This window comes from Paraburkholderia acidicola (assembly GCF_002362315.1).
In the GTDB taxonomy this organism is placed as follows: domain Bacteria; phylum Pseudomonadota; class Gammaproteobacteria; order Burkholderiales; family Burkholderiaceae; genus Paraburkholderia; species Paraburkholderia acidicola.
Window position 1 is genome coordinate 816971 of sequence record NZ_MTZV01000004.1, and the last position, 14822, is coordinate 831792.

Here is a 14822-nt window from a genome sequence, read left to right on the forward strand (position 1 = left end):
CGACGCCGCCACCTGGCCATTCGGCTGATCCCGTTCATGGCGGCGGCGTCCGTATAATCGACGCATTGTTCCATTGCTTGCGTCCGTCATGCCCGATCTCACTCACAACCTTGAAGCCGTCCAGCAGCGCATCGCACTTGCCGCGCAGCGGGCTGGCCGCGACCCGCACCGCGTCGCGCTGCTTGCCGTGTCAAAAACCTTTCCCGCCGAAGATGTCCGCGCCGCCCACGCCGCCGGTCAGCGTGCGTTCGGTGAAAACTACGTACAGGAAGCGGCGGCCAAGATCGAGGCGCTTGCCGATCTGCGCGCGTCGCTCGAATGGCATTTCATCGGTCCACTGCAATCGAACAAGACGAAGCCGGTGGCGCAACTGTTCGACTGGGTGCATTCGGTCGATCGTCTGAAGATCGCGCAGCGTCTGTCCGAACAGCGCCCCGACACGCTCGCACCGCTTAACGTCTGCCTGCAGGTGAACGTGAGCGGAGAAGCGTCGAAGAGCGGCGTACCGCCTGCCGAAGCGGCGGCCGTCGCACAGCAGATCGCCGCGTTGCCGGGACTGCGGCTGCGCGGGCTGATGTCGATTCCCGAACCTGCCGGCAGCGTCGACGAGCAACGCGTGCCGCATCGGCTGCTGCGCGAACTGTTCGAGCGGTTGCGCGCGGATGGCCTCGACCTCGATACGCTATCGATGGGCATGTCCGCCGATCTCGAAGCCGCCGTGCTGGAAGGCGCCACGATCGTGCGCGTTGGCACCGCGATTTTTGGCGGCCGCGATTACTCTCACTGATCTTTCCTCTTCGTCTTCATCTTCATCATGAAAATTGCGTTTATCGGCGGCGGCAATATGGCTGCGGCGCTCATCGGCGGTCTGATCAAGCGAGGTGTCGCACCCGCCGATCTCTACGCGATCGACCCCAACGAAGACGCCCGTACGCGCGCGGCGCAGCAGTTCGGTGTGGGTACCGGTGCGAGCGCCGATGCGACGCTCACGTCGTATGACGCGATCGTGCTCGCGGTCAAGCCGCAGGTTGTCAGGAGCGTTGCGCAGGCGCTGGCGCCGTATCTCGGTGCCAGCCAGCTCGTCATCTCAATCGTCGCGGGCATTCATTCCGCTGATCTGTCGCGCTGGTTGAACGGTCATGCGCGTATCGTGCGCACCATGCCGAATACGCCTGCGCTGATCGGCATGGGTGTCGCAGGCCTCGTGGCGACGGCCGGTGTCGACGAGGCCGGCCGCGCGCTCGCTGGGCAGGTGCTGGGGGCGGTCGGCCAGACGGTGTGGTTCGACGATGAAGCGAAGATCGATGCCGTGACCGCGATTTCGGGAAGCGGTCCAGCGTATGTGTTCTATTTCATCGAGGCATTGCAGGAAGCGGCACGCCAGTTAGGTATGGACGACGAACAGGGGCGCGCGCTCGCCGTCGCGACGTTCACGGGTGCTGCGCAACTTGCCGCGCAATCGTCTGAGTCGCCCGCCGTGCTACGTGAACGGGTGACATCGAAAGGCGGCACGACGGCTGCCGCGCTCGCTGCGTTCGATGCGAATGGCGTGAAGGATGCGATCGTGCGTGGCGCGCTGGCGGCCGATGCACGGGCGAAAGAGATGGGTGATGAATTCGGCCAGCAGTAGCCCGCTGCAGCTCAGAACACCGCGGCAACGTAGTGCGCAGCAATCCCGGCAAACAGCGCACCGCCCAGCCAGTTGTTATGTTTGAACGCCGCGAAGCATTGCATCCGGTCGCGGCCGCGAATCATCGTGTAGTGATAGATCGCACACGCCACAGCCGCAGCCCAGCCTAACCAATAGAGCACGCCGAAGTGCAGCGTCGCACCGATTCCTGCATAGATGCCAAGCGTCCCCGCATAGCAGAGCATCACGGCCAGCACGTCGAAGCGGCCAAACGTCAGCGCCGACGTGCGAATCCCGATCTTGATGTCGTCGTCGCGATCGACCATTGCGTACTCGGTATCGTACGCAACCGACCAGAACACGTTGGCCAGCAACATCACCCACGCAAGTGTCGGCACATGGTTCTGCACGGCGGCAAATGCCATCGGAATACCGAAGCCGAACGCGATGCCGAGATACGCCTGCGGAATCGCGAAGAAGCGCTTCATGAACGGATACGATCCGGCGACGAACAGCGCTGCCACCGACAGTTCCTTTGTCAACGCGTTGAGCGGCAGGATCAGCAGGAACGCGAGCAGCGAGAGCCCCGCCGCCAGCGCAATTGCTTCCCACGCCTTGATCTTGCCCGAGGTCAGCGGCCGGTTGGCCGTGCGCTTTACGTAGCGATCGAAATCGCGATCGGCGTAATCGTTGATCGCGCAGCCAGCCGAGCGCATCAGCAACGTACCGATCACGAAGATCACCAGCAGTTGCGCCGACGGACGGCCGCCCGATGCGATCCACAGCGCGTTGAGCGTCGGCCACAGCAGCAGCAGGCTGCCGATCGGCTTGTCCATGCGGACGAGCCGTAAATAGAGCGGGAGTCGGGCGAACATGATCGTACGGTCTGAGGCGATGCCCGTATTCTAGAGCAGGCATGCGCCGCGCTGCCGTACCTCAGCAGCGCGGCGCTGCAAAGTGCAAACTCAGGCCAGCATCGCGCGCAGCATCCACGCGGTTTTTTCGTGCGTCTGCATGCGTTGCGTCAGCAGATCGGCGGTCGGTTCGTCGTGTGCCGATTCGGTTGCCGGGAAAATTTCGCGTGCCGTACGCACGACCGCTTCCTGACCTTCCACGAGCTGGCGGATCATTTCTTCCGCTGCCGGTACGCCATCCGCTTCGGGGATCGACGACAGTTTCGCAAATTCCTTGTAGCTGCCCGGCGCGGCGACGCCGAGTGCGCGGATGCGTTCGGCGATCGCATCGACGGCGAGTGCGAGTTCGTTGTACTGCCCTTCGAACATCAGATGCAGCGTGTTGAACATCGGACCCGTCACGTTCCAGTGGAAGTTATGGGTCTTCAGATACAGCGTGTAGGTGTCGGCCAGAAGACGCGACAGGCCGTCTGCAATTTTCTTGCGGTCCTTGTCGCTGATGCCGATGTTCACGTGCGGTACGGTGGTGCCTTTCTTGGCCATGATGACTCCCTTGAAGAGTGATACGAACCGGTTAGCGGATGCCGGACTGCCCTGCTGCGGCGACTCCGGACATTTAAACGTCCGACAGTTTAGCGTAGAAGCACGGCGCTTTTGCGTGCTGCGGCGGCGCGTCGCTGCACTCGTACGTTGTTAGATCAGGCGCCGACCAGGTGCTGCAGACCGTGTGCAAAGATCACCGCGAAGCCGCTACCGACAATCGCGAATCCCGTGATTTTCTGCACGAGCGCAGCGCGGCGCATGGCGACTGCCTGCTGCGCGAATCCTGTGCCGCCATTGCTCATCATCGTCATCAACTGGTTCATGATCGTTCTCCTTCGTTTCATCTGTAAAACCGGCGAGGCGCCGAAGCGCCCCGCCCTGCATAGCCACGCCGCCCGGCAATGACCTTGTGCTGCCGTAGCGGCCTGCGCGCTACGGCTACTGCGCCGCCACCGCTTCGTCGAGCTTCACGAGCGCGGCGACAACACCTTCTGCATACGCCGGATCGATGCGGCGGAAATGCTCGACCTGCCGTGCAACGATCTCATCGGGCACGCCCTTGATCGACCGCGCGATGTTCGCGAACAGACGTTGGCGATGCGCCGCATCGAAGAGCCGGAACAGCGCGGCCGGCTGGCTGTAGTAATCGTCGTCCTCGCGATGGTCGTAGTGATCGACCGTGCCGGCCGCGAGCGGCGGCTCGATCGCATTGCGGTCCTGCGCGAAGTCGCCGTAGCGATTCGGCTCGTAGTTCGCCGTGCCACCGAGGTTACCGTCGGTACGCATGCCGCCGTCGCGATGGAACGAGTGATGGAACGGGCAGCGCGACGCATTGACCGGAATCTGGTGATGATTCACACCGAGCCGGTAGCGCTGCGTATCGCCGTACGAAAAGAGCCGCCCTTGCAACAACCGGTCCGGTGAAAAACCAATACCGGGCACGACGTTAGCCGGCGTGAACGCGGCCTGCTCGACATCGGCGAAATAGTTTTGCGCGTTGCGATTCAGTTCGACCGTGCCGACGTCGATCAGCGGATAGTCCTTGTGCGGCCACACCTTCGTGATGTCGAACGGGTTGTACGGCACTTTCGTTGCATCGGCCTCAGGCATCACCTGAATGCGGAACGCCCACTTCGGGAAACGGCCTTCGTCGATGCTCGTCACGAGATCGCGCTGCGCGCTTTCGCGATCGCCCGCCACCACCTGCGCTGCTTCTGCATCGCTGTAGTTCTCGAGGCCATTGAGCGACTTGAAGTGGAACTTCACCCAGAAACGCTCGTTGTTCGCGTTGAGGAACGAGAACGTGTGCGAGCCGAAACCATGCATCTGCCGATAGTTCTTCGGAATGCCGCGATCGCTCATCAGGATCGTCACCTGATGCAGCGACTCCGGATGCCGCGACCAGAAGTCCCACGCCGCGATGTTGTTGCGCAGGTTCGTGTACGGATCGCGCTTTTGCGTGTGAATGAAATCGGGAAACTTCAACGGATCGCGAATGAAGAACACCGGCGTGTTGTTGCCGACCACGTCCCAGTTGCCTTCTTCCGTGTAGAACTTGATCGAGAAGCCGCGCACGTCACGTTCGGCATCGGCGGCGCCGCGCTCGCCGGCTACCGTCGAAAAGCGCATGAACAGCGGCGTTTCCTTGCCGACTTCGGCGAACACCTTCGCCTTCGTGAAACGCGAGATGTCGTGCGCGACCTTCAGCGTACCGAACGCGCCCGAACCCTTCGCGTGCACACGGCGCTCGGGAATTACCTCGCGATCGAAGTGCGCGAGTTTTTCGAGCAGCCACACGTCCTGCAGCGCGACCGGGCCACGTACGCCGGCGGTCAACGAATTCTGGTTATCGGCGACGGGCGCGCCGGCCGCCGTGGTGAGTTTGCGTTCGGACATCCTGAACTCCTGGGTATCGGGTATCGGGTCTTGAAAGAAGCGGGGTGTAACGGCTGCGGGCGCGGCTCAGGCCGTTCAGGCCGACAGCGCGCGGTCGACCAGCAGTGACAGCGCAACCGTGCGCGCGCCGGACAGCGTCGCGGCAAAGCTGGCGGCCGGCTGGGTCTGCGGGAGCGAGGATGGGGTCTGTTGCGATTGAGGCTGCGTCATGGGTTCCTCCAGGGGCTGGGGATCGGTTGATCCATGGAGGACACTATAACAAATACTATCGAATATCGTTGTTTGATTAATTTTATCTATTCAATAGGGGCTGCAGCGAGCGGGTTGGGTTGCGTCGGGTGGGGCGGAGAACGCGGGTTTGTCACCCCGCGCCGCGCCGTGCGCAGTGCCCGAGTGTCAGTTCACCGCAACCGGCAGATCGAGTTTCGCGACGCCCGCAAGATTGCACGCCGCGATGGCATCGCTAATAGCCTCGATGGCGGGCATCCGCGTGAAGCTCTTGCGCCACGCCAGCACGACCCGGCGATCCGGCACCGGATCGTCGAACGCCACGTAGGAGAGCAACCCGGAGTCCACGCCACCGGCATGCGGCTTCACTTCGTGCACCGACATGCGCGGCAGCACGGTGATGCCGACGCCGCTCGCCACCATATGCCGGATCGTTTCCAGCGACGACCCTTCGAAGGTCTTCTGGATGCCGTCCGCGTTCTGCGAAAAGCGCATCAGTTCCGGGCACACGCCGAGCACGTGGTCGCGAAAACAATGCCCGCTGCCGAGCAACAGCATCGTTTCCTGTTTCAGGTCGCTGGCGTCGATCTTGGCCCGCTTTTCCCACGCATGACCGGACGGCAATGCGACGACAAACGGTTCGTCGTACAGCGGCCGCAGCATCAAACCGGTTTCAGGGAACGGCAGCGCCATGATGGCGACGTCGATTTCCCCCTGCTTGAGCAACTCGATCAGCTTCAGCGTGTAGTTTTCCTGCAGCATCAGCGGCATCTGCGGGAAGCGCTGGATCATCTGCTTGACCAGCGTTGGCAGCAGGTACGGCCCGATCGTATAGATCACGCCAAGCCGCAGCGGCCCGACGAGTGGGTCCTTGCCCTGCTTCGCGATCTCCTTGATCGCGAGCGTCTGTTCGAGCACCCGCTGCGCCTGCGTGACGATCTGCTCACCGATCGGCGTCACGCTGACTTCGCTCGTGCCACGCTCGAAGATCTGCACGTTCAGCTCGTCCTCGAGCTTCTTGATCGCCACCGACAAGGTCGGCTGGCTGACGAAACACGCCTCGGCGGCACGGCCAAAATGCCGTTCGCGGGCAACCGCGACGATGTATTTCAATTCAGTGAGCGTCATTGGGGACCAATCAATATAGTGAAGTCGATAGGTTTCTGTTATACACCCATGGGGCCAATTCGCCAACTTCATCGTCGGATCAGCATATTTGGGCGCCTGGAGATGCACGAATATGCCTTGGAAACCCCTCCCGCTAAGCCTTCAGATACTGCTCCCGCGCGCCGAGCCAGCGCGCCAGATGTTGGGTGACTGCCTCCGGATAACTATCGAGCAACCGCGCGGCAGCCTCCCGCGCCGGCTCGATCAGCCAGCCGTCCTGCTCGAGATCGGCGAACCGCAACATCGCGGCGCCGGACTGCCGGGCGCCGAGAAACTCGCCGGGACCGCGAATCTCGAGGTCGCGCCGCGCGATTTCGAAGCCGTCGGTGGTTTCGCGCATGGTCTGAAGGCGCGAGCGCGCGGTCTGCGACAGCGGCCCCGTGTACATCAGCACACAGACCGATGCCGCGCTGCCGCGCCCCACCCGGCCGCGCAACTGATGCAGTTGCGCGAGACCAAAGCGCTCCGCGTGCTCGATCACCATTAACGACGCGTTCGGCACGTCGACCCCGACTTCGATCACGGTCGTCGCCACCAGCAACTGGACTTCGTTGCGCGTGAACGCTTCCATCACGGCCGCTTTCTCGGCGGGAGCAAGCCGGCCGTGCACGAGCCCGACCTTCAGTTCGGGCAGCGCCGCGAGCAGCGTTTCATAGGTTTCGACGGCGGTCTGCAACTGCAGCGTCTCGCTTTCCTCGATCAGCGGGCAGACCCAGTACACCTGACGGCCCGTCAGCGCCGCTTCGCGCACCCGGCCGATCACTTCGTCGCGACGCCCGTCGGCGACGAGTTTCGTGAGGACGGGTGTGCGGCCCGGCGGCAACTCGTCGATCGTCGAGACGTCGAGATCGGCGTAGTAGGTCATCGCCAGCGTGCGGGGGATCGGTGTCGCGGACATCATCAGTTGATGCGGCTGGAAGTCGCGTGCGCCATCTGCGGCGTTGAGCGCCTTCGCGCGCAGCGCCAGCCGCTGCGCGACGCCGAAACGATGCTGCTCATCGACGATCACGAGCCCGAGGCGCGCGAATTCGACCGCGTCCTGAATGATGGCGTGCGTGCCGATGACGAGCTGCGCCGTGCCGAGCGCGGCCGCTTCGAGCGCGGCGCGCTTGTCCTTGGCCTTCAGGCTGCCAGCCAGCCACGCGACCTGCACGCCGAGCGGTTCGAGCCAGCCGCGCAACTTGCGGGCGTGCTGCTCAGCGAGGATTTCGGTCGGCGCCATCAGCGCGGCCTGGTAGCCGGCATCGATTGCCTGTGCGGCAGCGAGCGCCGCCACCACGGTCTTGCCGCTGCCTACGTCGCCTTGCAGCAGCCGCTGCATCGGATGCGACAGCGTCAGTTCGTGTCCGATCTCCCCAACGACGCGCTGCTGCGCACCGGTCAGGCCGAACGGCAACGCAGCGGAGAGCCGCGCGAATAGCGATGCCTCGTCGTTCGCCGCACGCCGCGGCATGACCGGCGCGGCTCGTGTGCGGCGCTCTTCGTGCGCACGCTTGAGCGACAGTTGCTGTGCGAGCAGTTCCTCGAACTTGATGCGCAGCCACGCTGGATGCGTGCCGTCGATCAACGCGGTTTCGTCCGCATCGACGGCTGGGTGATGCAGCGTGCGCACTGCATCCATTAGCGGCGGCACGCCGAGCGGGTCCATGTACGCGCGCGCGACCGGCTCGGGTAGCAGCTCGGGCAACGCAGTGCGAGTCAGCGCGTTATCGATTGCCTTGCGCAGATACGCCTGGGTCACGCCTGCCGTGCTCGGATAAACAGGAGTCAATGCCTGCGGCAGCGGCGCGCCCTCTTCAACCGGACGCACCGCCGGATGCACCATCTCCATGCCGAAGAAACCGCCGCGCACATCGCCACGCACGCGCAACCGCTTGCCGATCGCCATCTGCGTGACCTGCGAGCCGTAGAAGTTGAGAAAGCGCAGCACGAGTTCGTCGCCGGTGTCGTCACGCAGCTTGACGAGCAACTGACGGCGCGGGCGATACGCGATCTCGTTGTCGAACACGACCCCTTCGGTTTGCGCAACGCCACCCGGCAGCAGTTCGCTGATCGGCGTCAAGGTGGTTTCGTCTTCGTAACGCATCGGCAGATGCAGCACGAGATCGATGTCGCGCGTCAGCCCGAGCTTCGCGAGCTTGTCGGCGGTTTTGACTAGCGCGGGCTTTTTCGTATCGGCTGCACCGGATGCACCGGCCGTATCGGCGCCGCTCGCCTTCCTGCCGCGCGCGGCGCGGCGCGGCGGCTCGGCATTCGCATCATCGGGTTCGGCAGGCGGACGGCGTTCGGACAAGGGCATGAGTCGCTTCGCAAGTACAATATCGGCTTTCAACGGGTTCAACGGCTCCAGCGGCCGCCTTGCAGCAGTGCAGGCCGGGTTGCAGTCACCGCTGCCGCCGCGGTGACAACGTCCCGCAATCATAGCCGCTCGCCGCCTCGCGGCGGCCCGATCCGCTCTCCAGTTTCTCGTTCCGTATCCGTTCAGTCCGCATGTTCACGCTTTCCGATTTCGATTTCACGCTGCCGCCCGAGTTGATCGCGCAAACCGCGTTGCCCGAGCGCAGCGCAAGCCGCCTCCTCGAGGTGGACGGCACACGCACGCCAGCCCATTTCACCGATCGCGGTTTCGCCGAGTTGCCCAATTGCATCGCGCCCGGCGACCTGCTGGTCTTCAACGATACCAAAGTGCTGAAGGCACGCTTTCTCGGCCAGAAGGCCAGCGGCGGCAAGATCGAGGTGCTGATCGAACGGCTGACCGGCGAGCGGACCGCGCTTGCGCAGATTCGCGCGAGCAAGACCCCGGTGGCAGGCACGACATTACGTCTTGCCGATGCGTTCGACGTCACCGTCGGTGAACGCGTCGAGCCGTTCTACACACTGCATTTTCCCGCCGACTGCCTGACGCTGATCGAGCAATACGGTCGCCTGCCGCTGCCGCCGTATATCGAGCACGATCCGGACGCAACCGACGAAACCCGCTACCAGACCGTCTTCGCGCAGAACCCTGGCGCGGTTGCCGCGCCGACCGCGGGCCTGCATTTCGACGATGCGCTGCTCGCACGGCTCGATGAGCGTGGCGTTCAACGCGCGACGCTGACGCTACATGTCGGCGCGGGCACGTTCCAGCCGGTGCGGGTCGAGAATCTCTCTGAACACAAGATGCACAGCGAGTGGTACGCGCTGCCGCAAACGCTCGTCGAGCAGATCGAAGCCACACGCCAGCGCGGCAATCGCGTGATCGCGGTCGGCACGACATCGATGCGCGCGCTCGAAGCCGCGGCGCGCGACGCCGACGCCGCCGGCCGCCCGCTCGCAGCGACCAGTGCCGAAACCGATATTTTCATCACACCGGGTTATCGTTTTCGCGTGGTCGACCGGCTCGTGACGAATTTTCATTTGCCGAAGTCGACGCTGCTGATGCTGGTGTCCGCGTTCGCTGGCATCGATACGATCCGCGCGGCGTATCGTCACGCGATCGACGAGCGGTATCGCTTCTTCAGCTACGGCGACGCGATGCTGCTGACCCGCACCGACGACGCTGCGCAAAACTAACGCCACTCCCATGCAAAACCGTATTCCCGCAGCACAGGAGCAATCCATGACCGACGATCGCGCCACGCCCACCGCCGGCGACACGCACACGCCACCGCAAGGCGGCCTCGCGTTCGAACTGCTCACCACCGACGGCGCCGCGCGCCGCGGCCGGCTGACGCTGAATCACGGTGTCGTCGAAACGCCGATCTTCATGCCGGTCGGCACGTACGGCACGGTCAAGGCGATCCAGCCGCGCGAGCTCGAAGAAATCCACGCGCAGATCATTCTCGGCAATACGTTTCATCTGTGGCTGCGCCCCGGTCTCGAAACGATCGCCGCGCACGGCGGCCTGCACGGCTTCATGGGCTGGAAGCGGCCGATCCTCACCGATTCGGGCGGCTTCCAGGTCTTCTCGCTGGGCGACCTGCGCAAAATCACCGAAGACGGCGTCACGTTCGCCTCGCCGATCAACGGCGACAAGCTGTTTCTGTCGCCGGAAGTGTCGATGCAGGTACAGAAGGTGCTGAACTCGGACGTCGTGATGCAGTTCGACGAATGCACGCCGTACGCGACCAACGGTGTACCGACCTCGCACCAGGACGCCGCGGACTCAATGCGCATGTCGATGCGCTGGGCGCAGCGTTCAATCGATGAATTCAGACGGCTCGACAACCCGAACGCGCTGTTCGGCATCGTGCAGGGCGGCATGTTCGAAGACCTGCGCGACGAGTCGCTCGCCGGTCTCGCCGAGATGGACTTTCATGGCCTCGCAATAGGCGGACTGTCGGTCGGCGAACCGAAGGAAGACATGATGCGCGTGCTCAACCACATCGGTCCGAAGCTGCCCGCGCACAAACCGCATTACCTGATGGGTGTCGGTACGCCGGAAGACCTGGTTGCCGGCGTGGCTGCTGGCGTCGACATGTTCGATTGCGTGATGCCGACGCGCAATGCGCGCAACGGCTGGCTGTTCACGCGTTTCGGCGACATCAAGATCCGCAACGCCACGCATCGCAATTCGCTGCGCCCGCTCGACGAGCAATGCGGCTGCTATACCTGCCGCAATTTCTCGCGCGGCTATCTGCACCATCTGCACCGGGTCGGCGAAATTCTCGGCGCGCAACTGAATACGATCCACAACCTGCACTACTACCTCGAACTGATGGGCGAGATTCGCAACGCAATCGAAACCCATACCTTCGATGCTTTCCGCATCGCCTTTCGCGAGAATCGCGCGCGCGGCGTCGAGGAGGCAACCGCTGCGGCCGCGTCGTGATCCGCCCGCGAAACATTACAATAGCCTTTCGCAATTGGCCCAGGCTGCTGCCGTCGGTGGTAACAGCTTGATCGCAAAGCCCCTTTGGGCGCGCCGTCGCGTGAAGTGCCGGTGGTAGAATAACCGGCTGATTTTTTTGATCGTTATAACGGAGAGACCAACGTGTCGTTCATTTCCAACGCCTTCGCTCAAGGCACAGGTGGCACAGAATCGAGTCTGATGAGCTTCCTGCCGCTGATCCTGATGTTCGGCGTGCTGTACTTCATCATGATTCGCCCGCAAATGAAGCGCCAGAAGGAGCATCGCAACATGCTGGCCGAGATGGCGAAGGGCGATGAGGTCGTGACGAACGGCGGCATCGTCGGCAAGGTGACGAAGGTCGGCGATGCGTATGTCGGCGTCGAAATCTCCGAAGGTACGGAGATCACCGTGCAAAAGGCATCGGTGACCACGATTCTCCCGAAGGGCACGATCAAGTCGCTGTAAGCCGGCTCTCTCCCGCGTCCGGCCAGCCGCGCAGGTGCGTGAAGCACGATCGTCATCGTTGCTTCACTGCCGCGCCCACGGCCGGACGCTGCGCTTCCAAGCCAACCTTCCCGTTGGACCACCCCCATGAATCGTTACCCCCTCTGGAAATATGTCGTGATGCTGGTGGCACTCGTCATCGGCCTCGTGTACACATTGCCCAACTTCTTCGGCGAAGCGCCCGCAGTCCAGGTGCTGAGCGGCAAGGCAACGGTCAAACTCGATTCAGGCACGCTTGCGCAGGTCGAAACCGCGCTCGCCGCGAACCAGATCAAGCCTGACGAAGTCACGTTCGACAACGCGGTAGCCAACGCCAACATCCGTGTGCGCGTCGGTGATACCGACACGCAGTTGCGCGTGAAGGATCTGCTGCAGAAGGCACTGAACAGCGATCCGAGCGATCCGCAGTTCATCGTCGCACTGAACCTGCAAAGCGCGTCGCCGCACTGGCTCACCGCGCTGCACGCACTGCCGATGTATCTCGGTCTCGATCTGCGCGGCGGGGTGCACTTCCTGCTGCAGGTCGACATGGCCGGCGCGTTGAACAAGAAGCTCGACTCCGATGCATCGGATGCGCGCACGCTGCTGCGCGACAACAACATCCGCGACGGCGGTGTGAACCGCGTCAATCAATCGGTGGTGGTGAACTTCAGCGACCAGAGCGTCGCCAACAGTGCCAGCACACAACTTGCCAAGGGTGTCAGCGAACTCCAGTGGTCCACGCAGCCGGCTGCAAGCGGCGGCTACCAGGTAGTGGGTACGTTCACGCCGGCCGTGCAGAAAACGGTCGAGGATGCCGCGCTCAAGCAGAACATCACGACACTGCATAACCGCGTGAACGAACTCGGCGTGTCGGAACCGGTGATCCAGCAACAAGGCTCGGATCGCATCGTCGTCGAACTGCCGGGTGTGCAGGACACGGCCAAGGCGAAGGACATCATCGGTCGTACGGCGACGCTCGAAGCGCGTCTCGCCGATCCGGTCAACCTGCATCCGAATCCGGGCGACCCGGTGCCCCCGGGCGACGAACTGTTCACGCAAGGCAACCAGGTACCGGTGCTGCTGCGCAAGCAGGTGATCTTCACCGGCGACCGCATCATCGATGCTTCGGCAGGCTTCGACGAACATCAACGGCCGTCGGTCAATATCCGTCTTGACTCAGCAGGTGGCCGCGCGATTCGCAGCGTGTCGCGCGACAACATCGGCAAGCCGATGGCGATGGTGCTGTTCGAGAAAAACAAGGGCGAAGTGCTGACGGTCGCGACGATCCAGTCCGAACTCGGCGACCGCTTCCAGATCACCGGCCAGCCGACGCCGCAAGCCGCCACCGATCTCGCACTGCTGCTGCGCGCCGGTTCGCTCGCGGCTCCGATGGACATCATCGAAGAACGCACGATCGGCCCGAGCCTCGGCGCCGACAACATCCGCAAGGGCTTCCACTCGGTGGTCTGGGGTTTCGTCGCGATCGCCGTGTTCATGATCGCGTACTACATGCTGTTCGGTGTGATCTCGGTAATCGGCCTGTCGGTGAACCTGCTGCTGCTGGTCGCCGTACTGTCGATGCTGCAGGCCACGCTAACACTGCCCGGTATCGCCGCTATCGCGCTCGCGCTCGGTATGGCGATCGATGCGAACGTGCTGATCAACGAACGCGTACGCGAAGAACTGCGTCACGGCGCGCCGCCGCAACTGGCTATCCAGAACGGCTACGCCCATGCCTGGGCGACGATTCTCGACTCGAACGTAACGACACTGATTGCCGGTCTCGCGCTGCTTGCGTTCGGCACCGGCCCGGTGCGCGGCTTCGCGGTCGTCCACTGTATCGGCATCATCACGTCGATGTTCTCGGCAGTGTTCTTCTCGCGCGGTCTCGTGAATCTCTGGTACGGCGGCAAGAAGAAACTGAAGTCGCTCGCGATCGGTCAGGTATGGCGTCCCGACGCAGTTGCCGTCGACGGTGCGGCAGCGTACCTGGAAAACAGCGACGCCGACACCAGCACCGCGCAGGCCATCAGCGCTGCCACCACCGCCAGCAAGGCAAAAGTACCGGCACGCCCAGGCAAGCCGGTCGTACGCCGTCGCGACGCGGGCAGTGCGCCGCGCAAACCGGGCTCGTCCCGCTGAGTCCCGGAGAAACACACCATGGAATTTTTCCGCATCCGTAAAGACCTGCCGCTCATGCAGCGGGCGTTGCTGTTCAACACGATCTCGCTGCTCACGTTCGCCGCGGCGGTGTTTTTCCTGCTGCATCGCGGGCTGCATCTGTCAGTGGAATTCACCGGCGGCACGGTGATCGAGGTGCAGTATCCGCAGGCAGTCGTGCTCGAACCCGTGCGCGCCACGCTTGGCAAGCTCGGTTACGCCGACGCGCAGGTGCAGAACTTCGGCACCTCACGCGACATCCTGATCCGCTTGCCGGCCAAGCAGGGCCTCACGTCCGCACAACAGAGCGACCAGGTGATGGGCGCACTGAAGGGCGCCGATGCGCAGGCAGAGTTGCGCAGTGTCCAGTTCGTCGGCCCGCAGGTCGGCAAGGAACTCGCCACCGACGGTCTACTCGCGCTCGCCTGCGTGGTGATCGGCATCGTGCTGTACCTGTCGTTCCGCTTCGAGTGGAAGTACGCGGTGGCCGGCGTGATCGCCAACCTGCACGACGTGGTGATCATTCTCGGCTTCTTCGCGTTTTTCCAGTGGGAGTTCTCGTTGTCGGTGCTCGCCGCGGTGCTCGCGGTGCTCGGCTACTCGGTGAACGAATCGGTCGTTATCTTCGACCGGATTCGCGAGACCTTCCGCCGCGAACGCAAGATGACCGTGGTCGAAGTCATCAACCACGCCATCACCAGCACGATGTCGCGCACGATCATCACCCACGGCAGTACGCAGATGATGGTGCTGTCGATGTTCCTGTTCGGCGGTCCGACACTGCACTACTTCGCGCTGGCACTGACGGTCGGTATTCTGTTCGGTATCTATTCGTCGGTGTTCGTCGCGGCGGCGCTCGCGATGTGGCTCGGCGTGAAGCGGGAAGATCTGCTGAAGGAAAAGAAGGAAAGCCACGATCCGAACGATCCGAACGCGGGCGCGCAGGTGTAAGCGCTGTGATGCGATC

General features: G+C 63.3%; 14 protein-coding genes. 7 read left to right on the forward strand and 7 right to left on the reverse strand.

From position 1 onward, the window contains the following. The first annotated feature begins 88 nt into the window (after window positions 1–88). Window positions 89–787 carry a YggS family pyridoxal phosphate-dependent enzyme gene (locus BWP39_RS13900; RefSeq protein ID WP_096721031.1) on the forward strand — a complete coding sequence of 233 codons (699 nt, stop codon included), beginning with the start codon at window positions 89–91 and terminating at the stop codon, window positions 785–787. Window positions 788–814: 27 nt separating this feature from the next. Beyond that, window positions 815–1630: a pyrroline-5-carboxylate reductase gene (proC, locus tag BWP39_RS13905; RefSeq protein WP_096721033.1), complete on the forward strand. Its 816-nt coding sequence runs from the start codon at window positions 815–817 to the stop codon at window positions 1628–1630. An 11-nt stretch (window positions 1631–1641) separates the two neighbouring features. Here proC and ubiA read toward each other — a convergent pair whose 3' ends face one another. From ubiA to recG, 7 genes are all read right to left on the reverse strand, one after another. Then, window positions 1642–2505 carry a 4-hydroxybenzoate octaprenyltransferase gene (gene ubiA / locus BWP39_RS13910; protein ID WP_096721035.1) on the reverse strand — a complete coding sequence of 288 codons (864 nt, stop codon included), beginning with the start codon at window positions 2503–2505 and terminating at the stop codon, window positions 1642–1644. A 90-nt stretch (window positions 2506–2595) separates the two neighbouring features. Continuing rightward, window positions 2596–3087 (reverse strand): Dps family protein, encoded by a 492-nt coding sequence (locus BWP39_RS13915; RefSeq protein ID WP_096721037.1) that lies wholly within the window; start codon window positions 3085–3087, stop codon window positions 2596–2598. A 155-nt stretch (window positions 3088–3242) separates the two neighbouring features. Next, complete coding sequence (locus tag BWP39_RS31495) at window positions 3243–3410, reverse strand: hypothetical protein (protein ID WP_207556809.1); 168 nt, start codon at window positions 3408–3410, stop codon at window positions 3243–3245. A gap of 115 nt (window positions 3411–3525) precedes the next feature. Further along, window positions 3526–4983 (reverse strand): catalase, encoded by a 1458-nt coding sequence (locus BWP39_RS13920; protein WP_096721039.1) that lies wholly within the window; start codon window positions 4981–4983, stop codon window positions 3526–3528. Between the two features lie 75 nt (window positions 4984–5058). Next, window positions 5059–5193 carry a hypothetical protein gene (locus tag BWP39_RS32495; protein ID WP_268877172.1) on the reverse strand — a complete coding sequence of 45 codons (135 nt, stop codon included), beginning with the start codon at window positions 5191–5193 and terminating at the stop codon, window positions 5059–5061. Between the two features lie 186 nt (window positions 5194–5379). After that, window positions 5380–6339, reverse strand: coding sequence for a LysR substrate-binding domain-containing protein (locus BWP39_RS13925; protein WP_091009991.1), 960 nt, complete (start codon window positions 6337–6339; stop codon window positions 5380–5382). 133 nt (window positions 6340–6472) lie between these two features. Beyond that, a complete protein-coding gene (gene recG, locus BWP39_RS13930; RefSeq protein ID WP_096721041.1) occupies window positions 6473–8677 on the reverse strand; it encodes an ATP-dependent DNA helicase RecG in 2205 nt (734 codons plus the stop codon). A gap of 191 nt (window positions 8678–8868) precedes the next feature. Between recG and queA the strand changes: the two genes are divergently transcribed. The 5 genes from queA to secF all read left to right on the forward strand — a co-directional run bounded on the left by queA (window position 8869) and on the right by secF (window position 14806). Then, window positions 8869–9930 carry a tRNA preQ1(34) S-adenosylmethionine ribosyltransferase-isomerase QueA gene (queA, locus tag BWP39_RS13935; RefSeq protein ID WP_096721043.1) on the forward strand — a complete coding sequence of 354 codons (1062 nt, stop codon included), beginning with the start codon at window positions 8869–8871 and terminating at the stop codon, window positions 9928–9930. Window positions 9931–9976: 46 nt separating this feature from the next. Beyond that, window positions 9977–11188 carry a tRNA guanosine(34) transglycosylase Tgt gene (gene tgt, locus BWP39_RS13940; RefSeq protein ID WP_096721045.1) on the forward strand — a complete coding sequence of 404 codons (1212 nt, stop codon included), beginning with the start codon at window positions 9977–9979 and terminating at the stop codon, window positions 11186–11188. Between the two features lie 162 nt (window positions 11189–11350). Further along, on the forward strand, window positions 11351–11674 hold the full coding sequence (gene yajC / locus BWP39_RS13945) for a preprotein translocase subunit YajC (RefSeq protein WP_091009984.1): 324 nt from the start codon (window positions 11351–11353) through the stop codon (window positions 11672–11674). Window positions 11675–11800: 126 nt separating this feature from the next. Continuing rightward, window positions 11801–13837 (forward strand): protein translocase subunit SecD, encoded by a 2037-nt coding sequence (gene secD, locus BWP39_RS13950; protein ID WP_096721047.1) that lies wholly within the window; start codon window positions 11801–11803, stop codon window positions 13835–13837. 18 nt (window positions 13838–13855) lie between these two features. Next, window positions 13856–14806: a protein translocase subunit SecF gene (gene secF, locus BWP39_RS13955; protein WP_091009981.1), complete on the forward strand. Its 951-nt coding sequence runs from the start codon at window positions 13856–13858 to the stop codon at window positions 14804–14806. Window positions 14807–14822 lie beyond the last annotated feature (16 nt).